The organism is Micromonospora sp. DT44, assembly GCF_049841635.1.
Lineage (GTDB): Bacteria > Actinomycetota > Actinomycetes > Mycobacteriales > Micromonosporaceae > Micromonospora.
Genome location: NZ_JBNCKS010000030.1, coordinates 42185 through 62159 on the forward strand (window position 1 = coordinate 42185; position 19975 = coordinate 62159).

A 19975-nucleotide genomic window follows, 5' to 3' on the forward strand; every position below is an offset into this window, starting at 1 on the left:
GTGTCAGGCTCGGGCGATCAGGTCGAGGATGTCGGCCAGCGCCTTCGGCTCGCTGAGCATCGGCCAGTGCCCGGTGGGCAGCTCGTGCAGCTGGCCGTCGGCCAGGCCGGTGAAGAACGGGTGCCCCTCGCCGATCATCTGGCGCACCACGGCCAGCGGGAAGGTGCTCGCGACCAGCGCGGTCGGCACCGGGCGGCCACCCGTGCGGCGTACCGGATCGGTCGCCGTCCGCAAGGGCTGTGCGGTGGAGCGCTCACGCAGGAGGGACAGCGTCGACTCGTCCAGCCCGGCCAGGTTGGTCGAGTCGGCCGCCGCGTCCCAGGCCGGCGGCGGCAGCAGGTCACCGTCGCCGATCAAAGCGCGCAGCCGCTGCTGCTCCTCCGGCGGCACGGTGTCGAACTGCGCCGTACCGTCCGGCAGCGGGCCACTCTCCACGTAGACCACCCGGGCGATCCGGTCCGGGATCCGGTCCGCCGCCTGGGCGACCGGCATGCCGCCGCCGGAGTGCCCCACCAGCAGGACGTCGCGCAGGTCTTCGACCTCGATAAGCCGCACGATGTCGGTGGTGTGCGTCTCCAGGCTCACCTGCGGCCCGGCCAGATGGGCACGCTCGGCCAGGCCGGTGAGCGTCACCGGGTACACCTCGTGGCCCTGCGCACGCAGCAGGCCGGTCACCTCCCGCCACGCCCATCCACCCAACCAGAAGCCCGGCACCAGTACGAACGTCGCCATCAATCACTCCTTCTCTCGGCTACCGACCGACCGTACGATCGAAACCGGACAGGATCCGCCCGGTTTGAAGGAGTGGCCCGTGTCTCATCCCGCCGGTCGGGTGCTGGCCCTGCTCGAGCTGCTCCAGGCCCGGCACCGGGCGACGGCCGGCGACCTCGCGAGCCGGCTCGGTGTGGACGAACGGACCGTGCGCCGCTATGCGGCCACCCTGGTCGAGCTGGGCATCCCGGTGCTCGCCGACCGGGGCCGCCACGGCGGCTACCGGCTGCATCCCGGGTACAAGCTGCCGCCGCTGATGCTCACCGACGACGAGGCGGTGGCCGTGCTGCTCGGCCTGGTCGTCGCCGAGCGGGTCGGGCTGGCCACCGAACTGCCGGCCACGGCGACCGCGGCGGCGAAGATCGGCCGGGTGCTGCCGGCGGCGCTCGCCGACCGGCTGACCGCAGTGCGGGAGCACCTCGGGTTCACACTGCGGCGGCCCGAGCCCGAGGCGCGACCGGCGTCGGGCACCCTGCTGACTCTGGCCACGGCCGCTCGGCGGCGGCAGCGGGTGAGCCTGGACTACCGCTCGTGGCGCGGTGAGCGGTCGCATCGTGACCTCGACCCGTACGGGCTGGTCTTCCACGCCGGCCGCTGGTACGTCACCGGCCACGACCACCGGCGCGGCGAGGTGCGCACGTTTCGACTGGACCGGATCGGCGCCGTCACTCCCGGCGCGGAGACGTTCACAGTGCCGGACGGCTTCGACGCGGTGGCGTGGCTGACCCGGTCGCTGGCCGGTGTGCCGTATCGGCACGAGGTCGAGGTGCTGCTGGAGACCGATCTGGTCGCCGCCCGGCGGCGGATACCGAGCAGTGTGGCCGAGCTGACCGCCCGCGGCGACGGTGTGCTGCTGCGGGCGCGGGCCGAGAGCCTGCCCGGCATGGCCGCGCTGCTCTCCGGCCTGGGCTGCCCGTTCACCGTGCGCCACCCGGACGCGTTGCGCACCGCCGTGGCCGAGCACGCCCGTCTGCTGGCCGAATGGGCCGCCCGGCCAGCAGGTGGACAGACGCCCTCGCCACGCCGTCCGCTGGACTAGGCTGCCGGCGATGGACGAGGTGACCCGGATTCCGGTCGGCGGCGAACGACCGTACGACGTGCTGGTCGGACGCGACCTGCTGGGCGCGCTGCCCGGGCTGCTGCCCGGCGCGACCCGGGCGGCGGTGCTGCACACGCCCCCACTCAAGGCCCTGGCCGACGCGCTCGGTGAACGGCTGCGCGCGGCGGGCGTCGACCCGCTGCCGATCGAGGTGCCCGACGCGGAGTCGGGCAAGCACATCGACGCGGCGGCCGCCTGCTGGGACCGGCTCGGCGCGGCCGGTTTCACCCGTACCGACGCGGTGGTCGGGGTCGGCGGCGGCGCGGTGACCGACCTGGCCGGGTTCGTCGCGGCCTGCTGGCTGCGCGGGGTGCGTTGGGTGCCGGTCGCGACCTCCCTGCTGGGCATGGTGGACGCGGCCGTGGGCGGCAAGACGGGGATCAACACCGCCGCCGGCAAGAACCTGGTGGGCGCGTTTCACCCACCGGTCGGTGTGCTCGCCGACCTGGCCACCCTCGACAGCCTGCCCGCCGTCGACCTCGCGGCCGGGTTGGCCGAGGTGGTCAAGTGCGGGTTCATCGCCGACCCGGTGATCCTGGATCTCGTCGAGCGTGACCCCGTGGCGGCCACCGATCCGCGCGGGCCGGTCACCCGGGAGCTGATCGAGCGGGCCATCCGGGTCAAGGCCGACGTCGTCGCCGGCGACCTGCGGGAGTCGGGTCTGCGGGAGGTGCTCAACTACGGCCACACCCTGGCGCACGCGATCGAGCAGAACGAGGGCTACCGCTGGCGACACGGTCACGCGGTCGCGGTCGGCCTGGTCTACGCGGCCACGCTGGCCCGGCTCGCCGGCCGACTGGACGCCCCGACCGCCGACCGGCACCGGAGCACCCTGACGGCGCTCGGCCTGCCGGTGAGCTATCCGGCCGAGGCCTGGCCGCGGCTGCTGGCCACGATGCGGGTGGACAAGAAGGCCCGGGGCGCCCGGCTGCGGTTCGTGGTGTTGGACGGGCTGGCCCGCCCGGCGATGCTGGAGGGCCCGGACGACGCCCTGCTCGAAGCCGCCTACCGCGAGCTGGCCACCACCCGATCGAAAGAAAGCACCCCATGAGGGTGTACGTGTTGAACGGGCCGAACCTGGGTCGACTGGGCACCCGGGAGCCCGCCGTGTACGGCTCGACCACCTACGCCGACCTCGTCGCGCTGTGCGAGGCCACGGGTCGGGAGCTGGGACTCGACGTCACGGTCCGGCAGACCGACGCCGAGCACGAGCTGCTCGGTTGGCTGCACGACGCCGCCGACGAGGGCGCCGCCGTGGTGCTCAACCCGGCCGCCTGGTCGCACTACTCGTACGCGGTGCGCGACGCCTGCGCCATGCTGCGCGGGCCGCTGGTGGAGGTGCACATCTCCAACATCCACACCCGCGAGGAGTTCCGGCACCACTCGGTGATCTCCGCCGTGGCGACCGGGGTGATCTGTGGTCTCGGCATTGACGGCTATCGTCTCGCGCTGCACCATCTGGCCGACCGTGCGGATGCCGCCGGAAGCGGCGGGCGGCCGATTCGCGGCAGCTAGTAGACTCGTGAGGTCTGTCCGCCAATTGATGATCAAGGCAGGAAATGGCCTCCACCAACGACCTCAAAAACGGCCTGGTACTCAACCTTGACGGCGAGCTCTGGTCCGTCGTCGAGTTCCAGCACGTCAAGCCCGGTAAGGGTGGTGCGTTCGTCCGCACCACGCTGAAGAACGTGCTGTCCGGGAAGGTGGTCGACAAGACCTTCAACGCGGGCACCAAGGTCGAGACCGCGACCGTGGACAAGCGCACGATGCAGTACCTGTACGCCGACGGCGAGGACTTCGTCTTCATGGATCTGGAGACCTTCGACCAGATCACCGTGCCCGGCGGCACCGTCGGGGAGGCAGCCAACTACCTGCTGCCCGAGGCGGAGGCGACCGTCGCCACCCACGAGGATGTGCCGCTCTACATCGAGCTGCCCACCAGCGTCGTGCTCGAGGTCACCTACACCGAGCCGGGTCTGCAGGGTGACCGCTCGACCGGTGGCACCAAGCCGGCGACCGTCGAGACCGGCGCCACCGTGCCGGTTCCGCTGTTCATCACCACCGGTGAGAAGATCAAGGTCGACACCCGCGACGGCCGTTACCTCGGCCGCGCCTGATGGCTGAGGGTCCCAAGCAGCAGATGCCGGCGCGCCGCAAGGCGCGCAAGCGGGCGCTGGACGTCTTGTACGAGGCCGATCTGCGGGATCGTCCGCCGGTCGAGGTCCTGGCCGGTTACCTGCAGCGCATCGAACAGCCCCGGCCGGAGCACCTTGGCTACGCCGTGGGGTTGGTCGAGGGGGTCGCCGAGCACCTGGATCGGATCGATGAGCTGATCGCCAGCTACGCCGAGGGCTGGACCCTCGACCGGATGCCGGTGGTCGACCGCAACCTGGCCCGGATCGCCGTCTACGAGTTGCTCTACGTCGACGAGATCGACGATGCGGTAGCGATCAGCGAGGCGGTCGAGCTGGCCCGGCAGATGTCGACCGATGATTCGCCGCGCTTCCTCAACGGTGTGCTCGGCCGCATCGCCGAGTACGCCACCCGCTGAGCCGACGCGAGCACCGCGAACGAGAAGGGCCCGGGCCAGCGGCACGGGCCCTTCTCGTCGAACGGCAGATCAGTGAAGCGACAGCTCAGGAGGCGAAGAACGCCCGGGGGTCGGCCACCAGCACGCCGTGCTCGGTGAGCCGCTCGATCAGACCCGACGGTGAGGCGTCGTAGACGATGGCGAGCGCCCGGAGGTCGTCGGCGCGGATGGAGAGCACCCGGCCGTTGTAGTCACCGCGCTGCTGCTGGATCGCGCGGGCGTAGCGGGCGACGTAGGCCAGGTCCTCGGAGGCCTCGTCGTAGAGCCGCTCCAGGTCCAGGACGATCTTGCTCGTGGGCTCGTGCCGGACACCGCTGCCGTCGGGCAGCAGCTCCGAAACGGGGACACGGTAGAACTCGGCCAGCTCGGCCAGACGGGACACCGTCACGGCCCGGTCGCCACGCTCGTACGAGCCGACCACCACGGCCTTCCACCGCCCGTTCGACTTCTCCTCCACACCCTGCAGGGAGAGGCCCTGCTGCTGGCGGATGGAGCGCAGGCGGGCGCCCAGAGATTTGGCGTATTCAGAGGGCATTCGGACACTCCCAGTGCTGCTCGGGGTTCTCCCGTCGATCGCTACGGAGCGTGACGGTACGGGGAATGGGACACCTGGTCAAGTGGTCGTGACCTTACCGTTGGGGCGGGCCGAGGGGTCATCGGTGTTTCCTGGATCTGATCCGATGGTCAGCGGCCGCTGTCGGTCGGCGCGGTGACCACTGGTAACGTGGCGTGAAGCCCCGGCCAGGTCAGCTCGCGCTCCCCGGCCGGAGGTGCCCGACATCCTTTAACGACCCGTCCCGTGAGGCGGGGAAGGAGGTCCGCCGTGGCGTCCCCACCGGCTGCCCGCCCGTCACCACCGCGACAACCCTCGGTGAAGGTGATCCTCGCCAGCGCCGACGTACAGCGGGTGGTTGACCGCATCGCCCACCAGATCCTGGAGAAGACCCAGGGCGCGGCCGACACCGTGCTGCTCGGGATTCCCACCCGCGGCGTCCCCCTCGCGCGGCGACTCGCCGCCCGGATCAGCACCTTCGAAGACGTCGTCGTCCCGGTCGGTGTGCTCGACATCACGCTCTACCGCGACGACCTGCGCCGGCACGCCACCCGCGCGATCGGCCCCACCCAGGTGCCCAGCGGCGGCATCGACGGTCAGAGGGTGATCCTCGTCGACGACGTGCTCTTCTCCGGCCGCACCGTGCGGGCCGCGCTCGACGCGCTCAACGACGTCGGCCGCCCGGCGTCCGTGCAACTCGCCGTGCTGGTCGACCGCGGCCACCGCGAGCTGCCGATCCGCGCCGACTACGTCGGCAAGAACATCCCTACCGCGCTCGCCGAGAGCGTCAAGGTGACACTCGCCGAGACCGACGGAACGGACGAGGTCAAGCTCTTCGGGGTGGCCCCCCTGTGAGCGCGAGGAGTGCAGCGCAGCGGAGCCCCGCAGTCGTGAACGAAAGGCAAGCCCAGTGAGCGCGAGGAGTGCAGCGCAGCGGAGCCCCGCAGTCGCGAACGAAAGGCAGGCACAGTGATCAAGCACCTGCTCTCCGGCGCGGACCTGGACGCCGACACCGCCACCGAGATCCTGGACACCGCCGCCGAGATGGCCACCGTCGCCGGCCGGGAGATCAAGAAGCTGCCCGCGCTGCGCGGCCGGACGGTGGTGAACCTCTTCTACGAGGACTCCACCCGGACCCGGATCTCGTTCGAGGCGGCGGCGAAGCGACTGAGCGCCGATGTGATCAACTTTTCCGCCAAGGGGTCCAGTGTCGCCAAGGGCGAGAGCCTGAAGGACACGGCGCTGACCCTGCAGGCGATGGGCGCGGACGCGGTCGTCGTACGACACCCCGCCTCCGGCGCCCCGCACCGGCTGGCCAACTGGGTGGACGGGTCGGTCGTGAACGCCGGCGACGGCACCCACGAGCACCCGACCCAGGCGCTGCTCGACGCGTACACCATGCGGTCCCGGCTGGGCCGGCTCGCCGGCCTGTCGGTCGCGGTGGTCGGGGACGTGCTGCACTCCCGGGTGGCCCGCTCCAACGTGCTGCTCCTGTCGACCCTCGGCGCGAAGGTCACCCTGGTCGGCCCGCCCACCCTCATCCCCGTCGACATCGCCGGAGCGCTCGCCCCGGGCATCGACGTGTCGTACGACCTCGACGCGGTGCTGCCGAATGTGGACGCGGTGATGATGCTGCGGGTGCAGCGGGAGCGGATGCGGGATTCCTACTTCCCCTCCGCCCGCGAGTACGCCCGCCGCTACGGGCTGGACGGTCCCCGGATGCGTCGCCTGCCCGAGCACGCGATCGTCATGCACCCCGGTCCGATGAACCGCGGGATGGAGATCACCCCCGAGGTCGCCGACTCACCCCGCTCCACCATCGTCGAACAGGTCACCAACGGGGTCTCCGTCCGGATGGCTGTTCTGTACCTGCTGCTCGGAGGGAACAACCGGTGACCGCGTACCTCATCACCAGCGTGAGCATCGTCGGCGCCGCGCCGACCGATCTGCTGATCCGCGACGGCGTCGTCGCCGAGGTCGGTCCGGGGCTGTCCGCGCCGGACGCCACCGTCATCGACGGAACCGGCCTGGTGGCCCTGCCCGGCCTGGTCGACCTGCACACTCACCTGCGCGAGCCCGGCCGGGAGGACGCCGAGACGGTCGAGTCCGGGTCCCGGGCGGCGGCGCTGGGCGGTTACACGGCGGTCTGCGCGATGGCCAACACGTCGCCGGTCGCGGACACCGCCGGCGTGGTCGAGCAGGTCTGGCGGCTCGGCCGGGAGGCCGGGATGGTCGACGTGCAGCCGATCGGGGCGGTCACCGTCGGGCTGGCCGGCGAGCGCCTCGCCGAGTTGGGGGCGATGGCCGACTCCGCCGCCCGGGTACGGATCTTCTCCGACGACGGGCACTGCGTCGCCGACCCGTTGCTGATGCGCCGCGCCCTGGAGTACGTCAAGGCGTTCGACGGGATCATCGCCCAGCACGCCGAGGAGCCCCGCCTCACCGAGGGCGCCCAGATGCACGAGGGTGAGGTCTCCACCCGGCTCGGGCTGATCGGCTGGCCGGCGGTCGCCGAGGAGGCGATCATCGCCCGGGACGTGCTGCTCGCCGAGCACGTGGGCAGCCGACTGCACGTCTGCCACGTCTCCACCGCCGGCAGCGTCGAGGTGCTGCGCCAGGCCAAGGCCCGCGGGGTGCGCGTCACCGCCGAGGTCACCCCGCACCACCTGCTGCTCACCGACGAGGCCGTGAGCGGGAGGAGTGAGCTTGCGAGCCCCGCACTCGGGAACAGTTGGACTCCAGCGGAGAGTTACGACCCGGTCTTCAAGGTCAACCCGCCGTTGCGTACGGCCGCCGACGTCGCCGCGCTGCGCGCCGCGCTCGCCGACGGCGTGATCGACATCATCGCCACCGACCACGCCCCGCACGCCGTGGAGGACAAGGAGTGCGAGTGGGCGTACGCCCGGCCGGGGATGCTCGGCCTGGAGACGGCGCTGTCCATCGCGCTTGACGTGCTCGGTCCCGAGTGGGACCTGATCGCCGAGCGGATGTCCCGCGTCCCCGCCCGGATCGCGGGACTGACCGGGCACGGCGTCGATCCGGCGCCCGGCGTCCCGGCCACCCTGACCCTGGTCGACCCGGCCGCCCGCCGCACCATCGAGCCGGCGGAGCTGGCCAGCCGCAGCCGCAACACCCCGTACGCCCGCATGACGCTGCCGGGTCGCATCGTGGCGACCTTCCTGCGCGGCGAGCCGACGGTCCTGGACGGAAAGGCAATCAAGTGACGCGTAGACGTTCCGCGATTCTCGTGCTCGAGGACGGGCGCACGTTCCCCGGTGAGGCGTACGGCAGCGTCGGGGAGACCTTCGGCGAGGCGGTCTTCACCACCGGCATGACCGGTTACCAGGAGACGCTGACCGACCCGTCCTATCACCGTCAGGTGGTCGTGCAGACCGCCCCGCACATCGGCAACACCGGCGTCAACGGCGAGGACGACGAGTCCGGCCGGATCTGGGTGGCCGGGTACGTGGTCCGCGACCCGGCCCGGATCGGCTCGAACTGGCGGGCCACCGGAGGTCTCGAGGACCGCCTCGCCACCGAGGGCGTGGTGGGCATCAGCGGGGTGGACACCCGGGCGCTGACCCGGCACCTGCGCGATCGGGGCGCCATGCGGGTGGGCATCTCCAGCGTCGAGAAGGACCCGCAGAGCCTGCTGGCCCGGGTCCGGCAGTCAGCCCAGATGGTCGGCGCGGACCTGTCCGCCGAGGTGACCACTCCCCAGCCGTACGTCGTCGACGCGATCGGCGAGCACCGGTTCACGGTGGCCGCGCTCGATCTGGGCATCAAGCGCAACGTGCCGCGCCGGCTCGCCGCGCGCGGGGTGACCACCCACGTGCTGCCGGCCTCGTCGAGCATCGAGGACCTGCTCGCCGCCGGCGCCGACGCTGTCTTCCTGTCGCCCGGACCCGGCGACCCGGCCACGGCCGACGGTCCGGTGGCGGTGGCCCGGGAGGCGCTGCGGCGGCAGGTGCCGCTGTTCGGTATCTGCTTCGGCAGCCAGATCCTCGGTCGGGCGCTCGGTTTCGGCACCTACAAGCTGGGCTACGGCCACCGGGGAATCAACCAGCCGGTGCTCGACCGGGCCACCGGCAAGGTCGAGGTGACCAGCCACAACCACGGCTTCGCGGTCGAGGTGCCGGGCGTGGGCGTGGGTGCCGGCGCGGTGGTCCCCGACCAGGTGATCGACACCGACTTCGGTGGCGTGCGGGTGTCGCACGTCTGCCTCAACGACAACGTGGTCGAAGGGCTGCGGGCCGTGGACGTGCCCGCCTTCACCGTCCAGTACCACCCGGAGGCGGCGGCCGGTCCACACGACGCGGACTACCTCTTCGACCGTTTCGCCGAGCTGATCGAAGGCGGTAAGAATGCCTAAGCGGACCGACCTCAAGCACATCCTCGTCATCGGCTCCGGGCCGATCGTCATCGGGCAGGCCTGCGAGTTCGACTACTCCGGTACGCAGGCGTGCCGGGTGCTGCGCAGCGAGGGGATCCGGGTCAGCCTGGTCAACTCCAACCCGGCCACGATCATGACCGACCCGGAGTTCGCCGACGCGACCTACGTCGAGCCCATCACCCCGGAGTTCGTCGAGCTGGTCATCGCCAAGGAGCGCCCGGACGCGATCCTGGCGACCCTCGGCGGGCAGACCGCGCTGAACACCGCCGTCGCCCTGCACTCCAACGGCGTTCTGGAGAAGTACGGCGTCGAGCTGATCGGCGCGAACATCGACGCCATCAACCGGGGCGAGGACCGCCAGCTGTTCAAGGAGATCGTCGCGAAGGCCGGCGTCCGCCTCGGCATCGAGGACCCGGCCACGCTGGTGCCCCGCTCCCGGGTGTGCCACTCGATGGACGAGGTCGAGGCGACCGTCGCCGAGCTGGGCCTGCCGGTGGTGATCCGGCCGTCGTTCACGATGGGCGGCCTGGGCTCCGGCATGGCGCACACCCCGGAGGACCTGGCCCGCATCGCCGGCGACGGCCTGGCCGCCAGCCCGGTGCACGAGGTCCTGATCGAGGAGAGTGTGCTCGGCTGGAAGGAGTACGAGCTCGAGCTGATGCGCGACCGGCACGACAACGTGGTGGTGGTCTGCTCCATCGAGAACATCGACCCGATGGGCGTGCACACCGGCGACAGCGTCACCGTCGCCCCGGCCATGACGCTCACCGACCGGGAGTACCAGCACCTTCGTGACCTGGGCATCGCCGTGCTGCGCGAGGTCGGGGTGGACACCGGCGGCTGCAACATCCAGTTCGCGGTCAACCCGGTCGACGGCCGGATCGTCGTGATCGAGATGAACCCCCGGGTGTCGCGCTCCTCGGCGCTGGCCTCCAAGGCGACCGGTTTCCCGATCGCGAAGATCGCCGCGAAGCTGGCCATCGGCTACACGCTCGACGAGATCCCCAACGACATCACGCTGAAGACCCCGGCGGCGTTCGAGCCGACCCTGGACTACGTGGTGGTGAAGATCCCCCGGTTTGCGTTCGAGAAGTTCCCCGGCGCGGACCCGGAGCTGACCACCACCATGAAGTCGGTGGGCGAGGCCATGAGTCTCGGGCGCAACTTCAGCGAGGCGCTGAACAAGGCCATGCGGTCGATGGAGACCAAGGCGGTCGGCTTCTGGACCACTCCGGATCCGGCGGGCACCACCCTGGCGGACACCCTCGCCGCGCTGCGTATCCCGCACGACGGCCGGCTCTACACCGTGGAGCGGGCGCTGCGTCTCGGCGCGTCGATCAGCGAGGTGAGCGAGGCGTCCGGCGGAATCGACCCCTGGTTCCTGGACCAGATCGCGGCGCTGATCGAGCTGCGGACCGAGATCGTCGACGCGCCGGTGCTCGACGCCGAGCTGCTGCGCCGTGCCAAGCGGGCCGGGCTCTCCGACCGGCAGCTCGCCGCGCTGCGTCCGGAGCTGGCGGCCGAGGACGGCGTACGCACCCTGCGGCACCGCCTCGACGTCCGCCCGGTCTACAAGACCGTCGACACCTGCGCGGCCGAGTTCGAGGCCAGCACGCCCTACCACTACTCGTCGTACGACTTCGAGACCGAGGTCGTGCCGTCGGACCGGCCGAAGGTGCTGATCCTGGGCTCCGGCCCGAACCGGATCGGGCAGGGCATCGAGTTCGACTACTCGTGTGTGCACGCCGTGCAGGCGCTGCGGGCGGCCGGCTACGAGACCGTGATGGTCAACTGCAACCCGGAGACGGTGTCGACCGATTACGACACCGCCGACCGGCTCTACTTCGAGCCGCTGACCTTCGAGGACGTCCTGGAGGCCTGGCACGCGGAGGACTCCTCCGGCCGCGCGGCCGGCGGCCCGGGCGTGGTCGGTGTGGTCGTGCAGCTTGGCGGGCAGACCCCGCTGGGGTTGGCGCAGCGGCTCAAGGACGCCGGCGTGCCGGTGGTCGGCACCTCGCCGGAGTCGATCCACCTGGCCGAGGAGCGGGGCGCGTTCGGTGCCGTTCTGGCCCGCGCCGGGCTGCGCGCGCCGGCACACGGCATGGCCACCTCGTACGACGAGGCCAAGACGATCGCCGACGAGATCGGCTACCCGGTGCTGGTCCGTCCGTCCTACGTGCTCGGTGGGCGCGGCATGGAGATCGTGTACGACGACCCGACGCTGCGTGACTACATCGGTCGGGCCACCGACATCTCCGGCGACCACCCGGTGCTGGTGGACCGGTTCCTCGACGACGCCATCGAGATCGACGTGGACGCCCTGTGCGACGCCGACGGCGAGGTCTACATCGGCGGCGTGATGGAGCACATCGAAGAGGCCGGTATCCACTCCGGAGACTCGTCCTGCGCGTTGCCGCCGATCACCCTGGCGGGCTCGCACCTGGCCGAGGTCCGCCGGTACACCGAGGCCATCGCCCGGGGTGTCGGCGTCCGTGGTCTGCTCAACGTGCAGTACGCGCTCAAGGACGACGTGCTCTACGTGCTGGAGGCCAACCCGCGCGCGTCGCGGACGGTTCCGTTCGTCTCGAAGGCGACGGCGGTGCCGCTGGCCAAGGCGGCGGCCCGGATCGCGCTGGGCGCGACCATCGCCGAGCTGCGTGCCGAGGGTCTGCTCCCGGCGACGGGGGACGGTGGGACGATGCCCGCCGACGCGCCGATCGCGGTCAAGGAGGCGGTGCTGCCGTTCAAGCGCTTCCGTACCCGCGCCGGCAAGGGAATCGACTCGCTGCTCGGCCCGGAGATGAAGTCGACGGGTGAGGTGATGGGCATCGACACCAACTTCGGGCACGCCTTCGCCAAGAGCCAGTCGGCCGCGTACGGGTCGTTGCCGACCGCCGGGAAGATCTTCGTGTCGGTGGCCAACCGGGACAAGCGCGGCATGATCTTCCCGATCAAGCGGTTGGCCGACCTGGGCTTCGAGATCGTGGCGACGGCCGGTACCGCCGAGGTGCTGCGCCGGCACGGCATCGCCTGCGAGCAGATCCGCAAGCACTACCAGGCCGGCGAGGGCGACGACGCCGTGTCGCTGATCCTCGGCGGCCACGTGGCGCTGGTGATCAACACGCCGCAGGGCTCGGGCGCGAGTGCCCGCTCCGACGGTTACGAGATCCGCAGCGCCGCCGTCACCGCCGACATCCCCTGCATCACCACGGTCCCCGGTGCCGCCGCGGCCGTGATGGGGATCGAGGCACGTATCCGGGGCGACATGCGGGTGCGACCGTTGCAGGATCTGCACGCCACCCTCCGGGCGGCGCAGTGACGCTGTTCGAGCGGGTCGTCCGGCCCGGGTTGTTCCGGCTCGGCGGCGGGGACGCCGAGACGGCGCACGAGTGGACGCTGCGGCGGTTGGCCGCACTGTCGCGGCGTCCCGCCGCCCTGGCCGCGCTGCGGGCCCGGTACGCCGTCGGGGCGCCGCGCACGGTCTTCGGCGTGCGGTTCCCCAACCCGGTCGGGCTGGCTGCCGGCATGGACAAGGACGGCGCCGCGCTGCCGGCCTGGCCGGCGCTCGGCTTCGGCTTCGTGGAGGTCGGCACGGTCACCGCGCACGCCCAGCCGGGCAATCCGCGGCCCCGGCTGTTCCGGCTGCCGGCCAGCGAGGCGGTGGTCAACCGGATGGGCTTCAACAACGCCGGCGCCGAGGCGTTGGCCGCCCGGCTGGCGGCGTTGCCCCGTCCACTCGGCGTGCCGTTGGGCATCTCGCTGGGCAAGTCGAAGGTGACTCCGCTCGACGAGGCGGTCGAGGACTACCTGGCCTCGTACCGGGCGCTGCGTGGGCACGGTGACTACTTCGCGGTGAACGTGTCGTCGCCGAACACACCAGGCCTGCGGTCGTTGCAGGACCGTGCCCACCTGGACGCGCTGCTCGGCGCGCTGGTGGGGGAGAAGCCGGTGCTGGTGAAGATCGCGCCGGACCTGACCGAGGCGGCGATCGCCGAGTTGCTGGAGGTCTGCCTGGCCCGGGGCGCCGCCGGGGTGATCGCCACCAACACCACACTGGCCCGCGACGGGCTCGCCGCCGTGGACACCGACCGTGGCGCACAGGCCGGCGGCCTGTCCGGTCGGCCGCTGACCGGCCGTGCCCGGGACGTGGTGGCCTTCGTGCACCGCGAGACCGGCGGCCGGCTGCCCATCGTCGGGGTCGGCGGCGTGCTCGACCCGGACGACGCCACCCGGATGTTCGACGCCGGCGCCGCCCTGGTGCAGCTCTACACGGGCTTCATCTACCGGGGCCCCGCCCTGGTCCGGACGGCGGCCCGCGCGAGCGCCACGGCGGCGACGCCGGATCCGGTCGCCGGCCGGTGACCGTCCCCGGCCCGGTGCCCGCCCTGCGGTACGGGGTCGGGGCGGGGCCGGCGGAGCGGTTCCACCCGGCCGCGCGACGTCCGTCGTCCGGCCGGCTTCAGGCACACGAGGAGTACGCGTGACACCCGAGGAGATCCTGGCCGTCGACCGCGCGCACGTCTGGCATCCGTACGCCACGCTGCCGCCGGCGAACGCGCCGTTCGTGGTCCGCAGCGCCGAGGGGGTACGGCTGACCCTTGCCGACGGCCGGGAGTTGGTGGACGGGATGTCGTCCTGGTGGGCGGCGGTCCACGGCTACCGGCACCCGGTGCTGGACGCGGCCGTGACCGACCAGCTCGGGCGGATGAGCCACGTGATGTTCGGCGGGCTCACCCACGAGCCGGCCGTGCGACTCGCGCGGACGCTGGTCGAGCTGGCCCCGGAGGGGTTGGAGCACGTGTTCCTGGCCGACTCCGGGTCGGTCAGCGTCGAGGTGGCCGTGAAGATGTGCCTGCAGTACCAGCGGGCGGTCGGCCGGCCGGAACGGCGTCGGCTGGCCACCTGGCGGGGCGGGTACCACGGCGACACATTCCATCCGATGAGCGTCTGCGACCCGGAGGGCGGGATGCACCACCTCTGGGGTGACGTGCTGCCCCGGCAGGTCTTCGCCCCGGTCCCGCCGGGCGGCTTCGCCGATCCGCCGGACGAGGCGTACGTGGCGGCGTTGGTGGACGCCGTCGAGCGGCACGCCCACGAACTGGCCGCGGTCATCGTGGAACCGGTGGTGCAGGGCGCGGGTGGGATGCGCTTTCACCATCCGGGTTACCTGCGGGTGCTGCGCGAGGTGACCCGCGCGCACGGGGTGCTGCTGGTCTTCGACGAGATCGCGACCGGGTTCGGCCGGACCGGCACGATGTTCGCCGCCGAGCACGCCGGGGTGTCCCCGGACGTGATGTGCGTGGGCAAGGCGCTCACCGGGGGCTACCTGACCCTGGCCGCGGCGCTGTGCACCCCGGAGATCGCCCGTGGGATCTCCGCTGACGGCGTCCTGGCGCACGGTCCGACGTTCATGGGCAACCCGCTGGCCTGCGCGGTCGCCAACGCCTCCATCGGGTTGCTACGGGCGGGCGACTGGGCGGCGCAGGTGTCCCGGATCGGCGCGGGCCTGCGCGCCGGCCTGGAGCCGCTGCGCGCCGTGGCGGGCGTGGCCGACGTGCGGGTGCTCGGGGCGATCGGCGTGGTCCAGCTCGACCACGACGTCGACCTCGGCGCGGCCACCACGGCCGCCGCCGACCGTGGCGTCTGGCTGCGGCCCTTCCGCGACCTGATCTACACGATGCCGCCGTACGTCACGGACGACGCCGACCTGGCCCGGATCGCGGCCGGGGTGGCGGCGGCCGTGGCGGCCGGCTGAGCGGGAACCGACAAGCATCCCGGGAGGCCGCCCGCCGCCCGGACGACAAGAGGGGAAGTACGCCGATGGAGAGCTTCGGTACCCGGCTGCACCGGGCCGTCACCGAGCGCGGTCCGCTCTGCGTGGGCATCGACCCGCATCCCGGCCTGCTGGCCCGCTGGGGCCTCGCCGACGACGTTGACGGTCTGGACCGGTTCACCCGAACCGTGGTGGATGCGCTCGGTGACCGGGTTGCGGTTGTCAAGCCTCAGTCGGCCTTTTTCGAGCGATTCGGATCCCGCGGTGTGGCGATTCTCGAGTCAACTATCCGACAGTTACGGGAAGCCGGATCGCTCGTTCTGCTCGACGTCAAGCGTGGCGACATCGGCTCAACGGTCAGCGCGTACGCCTCCGCGTACCTGGATCCATCCAGCCCTCTGTATGTCGACGCGGTGACGGCCAGTCCCTACCTGGGAGTAGGTTCGTTGGCGCCGATGTTCGAGTTGGCCGCCAAACACGGCGGCGGGGTCTTCGTGCTGGCCCTCACCTCGAACCCCGAGGGCGCGGCCGTGCAGCGAGCCCGGACGGCCGACGGACGCACCGTGGCGCAGACCGTGATCGACGAGATTTCCCAGCTCAACAGCGGTGCGGACCCTCTCGGCAGCTTCGGTCTGGTGGTCGGGGCCACCATCGGTGACACCGGTCATGACCTGTCCACGGTTGGGGGGCCGCTGCTCGCTCCGGGGCTCGGCGCGCAGGGTGCGGGCGCCGCCGATCTGCGTACCGTCTTCGGCTCCAGCCTCGCCGCGGTGCTCCCGTCGTACTCCCGTGAGGTCCTGTCGGCGGGACCGGACACCGACGCCCTGCGGGCCGCCGCCGACCGCGTGCTGGTCGAGTGTCGGGCCGTTCTGGCTGCCCGGTGACTGACTGACGGCTCGGTCACTTTGCGATGATCATCGCGCGCCCACGTTGCCGAAAGCTCCGTTGACCGCTAGTTTTCCCCGCGCTGGGAACCATGGACCCCTTGGTTCACAGCGACACCACGTTTCACAGATGCGGCGGTGCGCCCCGCCCGCCGCGATAGGGACCTGAGGAGAACTGGTGCCGCTCCCGTCACTGACCCCCGAACAGCGCGCTGCCGCGCTCGAGAAGGCCGCGGAGATCCGCAAGGCCCGTGCCGAGCTGAAGGAGCAGCTCAAGCAGGGCAAGACCACCCTTGGCGCGGTCCTCGAGCGCGCCGAGAGCGACGACGTCGTCGGCAAGCTCAAGGTTTCGGCTGTCCTGCAGGCGATGCCGGGCATCGGCAAGATCCGGGCTACCCAGATCATGGAGAAGCTCAAGATCGCCGACAGCCGTCGTCTGCGCGGCCTCGGCGAGCAGCAGCGCAAGGCATTGCTTGGAGAGTTCGCCGCCAACTGAACCTGGCAGCGTGTAGAAACAAGCAGTGAGCACGGATGACGAGGCGCGCCCGGCGGCTCGGCTCACTGTCCTGGCTGGACCTTCGGGTTCCGGCAGGGAGAGTGTCGTCGAGCTCGTCCGGGCGCGTTTCCCGTCCGTGTGGATCCCGGTGCCGGCAACGACCAGGCCGCGCCGGGAGCCGGAGGTCGACGGGGAGCAACGGGTCTTTCTCGCCCCGGCCGAGTTCGAGCGCCGGGTGGCCGCCGGCGAGCTGCTGGAGTGGTCCCGGATCGGCGCGTACCGCCGGGGGACCCTGCACCCGCCGCTGGGCGCCCGCCTCGACGCCGGGCAGCCGGTCCTGCTTCCGCTCGACGTGGCCGGAGCCCGGCTGGTGCGGCAACGACTGCCCGACGCGCGTCTGGTGCTGCTGATCCCGCCCGGACGCCGGCCCGACGCCGCCGTCACGGCCGCCTTCGCGGACACCCTCACGCACGACCGCACCGATCGGGTGGCGGACGAGCTGGTAGGCTTACTCGGTTCAACTCATCCGGATCCGGCCTGGTCGCGCCTGCGTGGCTGATGGCCGGCCGCCGTCGGGACTCAGCACCGCGTCCGCGCGGCTCGAAAGACGCAGAGGTTAATTCGTGGGATCCATCGCCAACCCCGAAGGCATCACCAACCCGCCGATCGACGAGCTCCTCGAGAAGACGACGTCGAAGTACGCGCTGGTCATCTTCGCCGCCAAGCGCGCGCGCCAGGTCAACGCCTACTACAGCCAGCTCGGTGAGGGCCTTCTGGAGTACGTCGGCCCGCTCGTCGAGACCACCCCGCAGGAGAAGCCGCTCTCCATCGCCATGCGCGAGATCAACGGCGGTCTGCTCACCGCCGAGCCGACCGACCAGCCGTAGGCCCGTCCCCGTCGATGTCCGCCTCGATCGTTCTCGGGGTCGGCGGCGGCATCGCCGCCTACAAGGCGTGTGAGCTGCTGCGACTCTTCACCGAGTCGGGCCACCGGGTCCGTGTCGTGCCGACCGCGTCGGCGCTGAGATTCGTCGGCGCGCCGACCTGGGCGGCGCTCTCCGGCCAGCCGGTCGCCGACGACGTCTGGTCCGACGTGCACGAGGTGCCGCACGTCCGCCTCGGCAAGCAGGCCGACCTGGTGGTGGTCGCGCCGACCACGACCGACCTGCTCGCCAAGGCCGCCCACGGGCTCGCCGACGACCTGCTGACCAACACGTTGCTGACCGCCCGCTGCCCGGTGGTGCTGGCCCCGGCGATGCACACCGAGATGTGGGAGCACCCGGCCACCGTCGCCAACGTCGCCACGCTGCGCTCCCGGGGCGTCCGGGTCATCGAGCCGGCCGTCGGGCGGCTCACCGGCGCCGACACCGGCAAGGGCCGCCTGCCCGACCCGGCGGAGATCTTCGCGATCGCCCGCCAGGTCCTCGCCCGGGGTGTCTCCGCTCCGGCGGACCTGACCGGTCGACGGCTGGTGGTCACCGCCGGCGGCACCCGCGAGCCACTGGACCCGGTCCGCTTCCTCGGCAACCGCTCCTCAGGCAAGCAGGGCTACGCATTCGCGCGCTCGGCCGTCGCCCGGGGTGCCCGGGTCACCCTTATCGCGGCCAACGTGTCCCTCGCCGACCCCGCGGGGGTCGACCTGGTCCGGGTCGGCACGACCGCCGAGCTGCGCGAGGCGACCCTGAAGGCCGCCGCCGAGGCCGACGCGGTCGTGATGGCGGCGGCTCCGGCCGATTTCCGTCCGGCGACGTACGCGCCTGGCAAAATCAAAAAGTCGGACGACGGCGTCGCTCCCACCATCGAGCTCGTCACGAACCCGGACATCGCGGCGGAGCTCGGCCAGCGCAAGCGACCGGAGCAGGTGTTGGTGGTGTTCGCCGCCGAGACCGGCGACGCGGAGGCCAACGGCCGGGCGAAGCTGGCCCGGAAGCGGGCCGACCTCATCGTGGTCAACGAGGTCGGTCCGGACCGGGTCTTCGGCGCCGACACCAACACGGTGACGGTCATCGGCGCGGACGGCTCGGTGCGTCGTCTGCCGGAGCAGGCCAAGGAGGCGGTGGCCGACGCCGTGTGGGACCTCGTCGTGGCGCGGTTGGCCAACCGCTCCTGACGGGTGGAACAGGCGCGACCTATCCCGACACCGGCCGCAGCGGTGACTAGACTGCCGCGGAACGACATCACACGCTTAGGAGTGCCGTGACACGCCGCCTCTTCACGTCCGAATCGGTCACGGAAGGCCACCCGGACAAGATTGCCGACCAGATCAGCGACGGCATCCTCGACGCGCTGCTCGCCGAGGACCCGCACAGCCGGGTCGCCGTCGAGACCATGATCACCACCGGCCAGGTGCACATCGCCGGCGAGGTCACCACCAAGGCGTACGCCGACATCCCGACCATCGTCCGCCGGACGATCCTCGACATCGGCTACGACTCGTCGAAGAAGGGTTTCGACGGCGCTTCCTGTGGAGTCAGCGTCTCGATCGGCGCGCAGTCCGAGGACATCGCGCAGGGTGTCGACAACGCCTTCGAGCTGCGGACCGGCGCGTCGGAGAGCGCGCTGGACGCGCAGGGCGCCGGCGACCAGGGCATGATGTTCGGCTTCGCCTGCTCCGAGACGCCGGAGCTGATGCCACTGCCGATCGCCCTGGCGCACCGGCTGGCACGTCGGCTCGCCGCGGTGCGCAAGGACGGCACGATTCCGTACCTGCGCCCGGACGGCAAGACCCAGGTCACCATCGAGTACGAGGGGCTGCGCCCGGTCCGGCTGAACACCGTGGTGGTGTCCAGCCAGCACGCCGCGGACATCTCGCTGGAGTCGCTGCTCACCCCCGACGTGCGTGACTCCGTCATCGCGCCCGAGCTGGAGAGCCTCGGACTGGACACCGACGGCTACCGGCTGCTGGTCAACCCGACCGGCCGGTTCGAGATCGGCGGCCCGATGGGTGACGCCGGCCTGACCGGCCGCAAGATCATCGTCGACACGTACGGCGGGTACGCCCGGCACGGCGGCGGCGCGTTCTCCGGCAAGGACCCGTCCAAGGTGGACCGGTCGGCCGCGTACGCGATGCGCTGGGTGGCCAAGAACGTGGTCGCCGCCGGCCTCGCCGAGCGGTGCGAGGCGCAGGTCGCCTACGCCATCGGCAAGGCGCACCCGGTCAGCCTCTTCATCGAGACGTTCGGCACCGAGACCGTGCCGGTCGCCTCGATCGAGAGCGCCGTCGCCGAGGTGTTCGACCTGCGCCCGGCCGCGATCATCCGGGACCTCAACCTGCTCCGCCCGATCTACCAGCAGACCGCCGCGTACGGCCACTTCGGCCGGGAGCTGCCGGACCTGACCTGGGAGAGCACCGACCGGGCCGCCGACCTCAAGTCGGCTGCGGGAGCCTGACCGCCACCAGGCCTAGCGACCGGCGA

General features: G+C 71.7%; 21 protein-coding genes. 19 read left to right on the plus strand and 2 right to left on the minus strand.

Annotated elements, in window-relative coordinates; translation table 11 throughout:
- Window positions 1-3: 3 nt before the first annotated feature.
- The gene (locus tag ACLQ25_RS18430; protein WP_425732073.1) at window positions 4-732 is read right to left on the minus strand and encodes an alpha/beta fold hydrolase; all 729 of its coding nucleotides are present in this window, start codon (window positions 730-732) and stop codon (window positions 4-6) included.
- Window positions 733-811: 79 nt separating this feature from the next.
- On the opposite strand from ACLQ25_RS18430, the gene ACLQ25_RS18435 reads away from it, so the two are divergent.
- From ACLQ25_RS18435 to nusB, 5 genes are read left to right on the plus strand one after another with little or no spacing between them, the layout of a single operon-like run.
- Window positions 812-1810 (plus strand): helix-turn-helix transcriptional regulator, encoded by a 999-nt coding sequence (locus ACLQ25_RS18435; RefSeq protein WP_425732074.1) that lies wholly within the window; start codon window positions 812-814, stop codon window positions 1808-1810.
- Between the two features lie 10 nt (window positions 1811-1820).
- Complete coding sequence (gene aroB / locus ACLQ25_RS18440) at window positions 1821-2921, plus strand: 3-dehydroquinate synthase (RefSeq protein ID WP_425732075.1); 1101 nt, start codon at window positions 1821-1823, stop codon at window positions 2919-2921.
- The gene (gene aroQ, locus ACLQ25_RS18445) at window positions 2918-3385 is read left to right on the plus strand and encodes a type II 3-dehydroquinate dehydratase (RefSeq protein WP_425732076.1); all 468 of its coding nucleotides are present in this window, start codon (window positions 2918-2920) and stop codon (window positions 3383-3385) included. Before aroB ends, aroQ begins: the two co-directional genes overlap by 4 nt.
- Window positions 3386-3429: 44 nt before the next feature.
- A complete protein-coding gene (gene efp / locus ACLQ25_RS18450) occupies window positions 3430-3987 on the plus strand; it encodes an elongation factor P (RefSeq protein ID WP_355053076.1) in 558 nt (185 codons plus the stop codon).
- A gap of 23 nt (window positions 3988-4010) precedes the next feature.
- Window positions 4011-4421: a transcription antitermination factor NusB gene (gene nusB / locus ACLQ25_RS18455; RefSeq protein ID WP_355243328.1), complete on the plus strand. Its 411-nt coding sequence runs from the start codon at window positions 4011-4013 to the stop codon at window positions 4419-4421.
- An 85-nt stretch (window positions 4422-4506) separates the two neighbouring features.
- On the opposite strand, the gene ACLQ25_RS18460 is transcribed toward nusB, so the two are convergent.
- Entirely contained in the window at window positions 4507-4995 is a 489-nt protein-coding gene (locus ACLQ25_RS18460) for a transcriptional regulator BldD (protein WP_007458348.1), read from the minus strand.
- Window positions 4996-5283: 288 nt separating this feature from the next.
- On the opposite strand from ACLQ25_RS18460, the gene pyrR reads away from it, so the two are divergent.
- The 14 genes from pyrR to metK all read left to right on the plus strand — a co-directional run bounded on the left by pyrR (window position 5284) and on the right by metK (window position 19949).
- Window positions 5284-5868 carry a bifunctional pyr operon transcriptional regulator/uracil phosphoribosyltransferase PyrR gene (gene pyrR, locus ACLQ25_RS18465; RefSeq protein WP_425732077.1) on the plus strand — a complete coding sequence of 195 codons (585 nt, stop codon included), beginning with the start codon at window positions 5284-5286 and terminating at the stop codon, window positions 5866-5868.
- A 114-nt stretch (window positions 5869-5982) separates the two neighbouring features.
- Window positions 5983-6909: an aspartate carbamoyltransferase catalytic subunit gene (locus ACLQ25_RS18470; RefSeq protein ID WP_425732078.1), complete on the plus strand. Its 927-nt coding sequence runs from the start codon at window positions 5983-5985 to the stop codon at window positions 6907-6909.
- A complete protein-coding gene (locus tag ACLQ25_RS18475; RefSeq protein ID WP_425732079.1) occupies window positions 6906-8237 on the plus strand; it encodes a dihydroorotase in 1332 nt (443 codons plus the stop codon). The genes ACLQ25_RS18470 and ACLQ25_RS18475 overlap by 4 nt, the downstream gene beginning before the upstream one ends.
- Window positions 8234-9385 (plus strand): glutamine-hydrolyzing carbamoyl-phosphate synthase small subunit, encoded by a 1152-nt coding sequence (gene carA, locus ACLQ25_RS18480; protein WP_425732080.1) that lies wholly within the window; start codon window positions 8234-8236, stop codon window positions 9383-9385. Before ACLQ25_RS18475 ends, carA begins: the two co-directional genes overlap by 4 nt.
- Complete coding sequence (gene carB / locus ACLQ25_RS18485; RefSeq protein WP_425732081.1) at window positions 9378-12725, plus strand: carbamoyl-phosphate synthase large subunit; 3348 nt, start codon at window positions 9378-9380, stop codon at window positions 12723-12725. The genes carA and carB overlap by 8 nt, the downstream gene beginning before the upstream one ends.
- The gene (locus tag ACLQ25_RS18490; protein WP_425732082.1) at window positions 12722-13768 is read left to right on the plus strand and encodes a quinone-dependent dihydroorotate dehydrogenase; all 1047 of its coding nucleotides are present in this window, start codon (window positions 12722-12724) and stop codon (window positions 13766-13768) included. The genes carB and ACLQ25_RS18490 overlap by 4 nt, the downstream gene beginning before the upstream one ends.
- A complete protein-coding gene (locus tag ACLQ25_RS18495; RefSeq protein WP_425732083.1) occupies window positions 13765-13890 on the plus strand; it encodes a hypothetical protein in 126 nt (41 codons plus the stop codon). Before ACLQ25_RS18490 ends, ACLQ25_RS18495 begins: the two co-directional genes overlap by 4 nt.
- The gene (locus ACLQ25_RS18500) at window positions 13887-15161 is read left to right on the plus strand and encodes an adenosylmethionine--8-amino-7-oxononanoate transaminase (protein ID WP_425732084.1); all 1275 of its coding nucleotides are present in this window, start codon (window positions 13887-13889) and stop codon (window positions 15159-15161) included. Before ACLQ25_RS18495 ends, ACLQ25_RS18500 begins: the two co-directional genes overlap by 4 nt.
- A gap of 65 nt (window positions 15162-15226) precedes the next feature.
- The gene (pyrF, locus tag ACLQ25_RS18505) at window positions 15227-16063 is read left to right on the plus strand and encodes an orotidine-5'-phosphate decarboxylase (RefSeq protein WP_425732085.1); all 837 of its coding nucleotides are present in this window, start codon (window positions 15227-15229) and stop codon (window positions 16061-16063) included.
- A 178-nt stretch (window positions 16064-16241) separates the two neighbouring features.
- Entirely contained in the window at window positions 16242-16559 is a 318-nt protein-coding gene (gene mihF / locus ACLQ25_RS18510) for an integration host factor, actinobacterial type (RefSeq protein WP_007458370.1), read from the plus strand.
- 25 nt (window positions 16560-16584) lie between these two features.
- Entirely contained in the window at window positions 16585-17118 is a 534-nt protein-coding gene (locus tag ACLQ25_RS18515; RefSeq protein ID WP_425732086.1) for a guanylate kinase, read from the plus strand.
- A gap of 64 nt (window positions 17119-17182) precedes the next feature.
- Window positions 17183-17446, plus strand: a complete 264-nt coding sequence (gene rpoZ, locus ACLQ25_RS18520; RefSeq protein WP_074318577.1) for a DNA-directed RNA polymerase subunit omega — start codon at window positions 17183-17185, stop codon at window positions 17444-17446.
- A 14-nt stretch (window positions 17447-17460) separates the two neighbouring features.
- Window positions 17461-18669, plus strand: coding sequence for a bifunctional phosphopantothenoylcysteine decarboxylase/phosphopantothenate--cysteine ligase CoaBC (gene coaBC, locus ACLQ25_RS18525; protein WP_425732087.1), 1209 nt, complete (start codon window positions 17461-17463; stop codon window positions 18667-18669).
- An 86-nt stretch (window positions 18670-18755) separates the two neighbouring features.
- Window positions 18756-19949: a methionine adenosyltransferase gene (metK, locus tag ACLQ25_RS18530; RefSeq protein WP_355053087.1), complete on the plus strand. Its 1194-nt coding sequence runs from the start codon at window positions 18756-18758 to the stop codon at window positions 19947-19949.
- Window positions 19950-19975 lie beyond the last annotated feature (26 nt).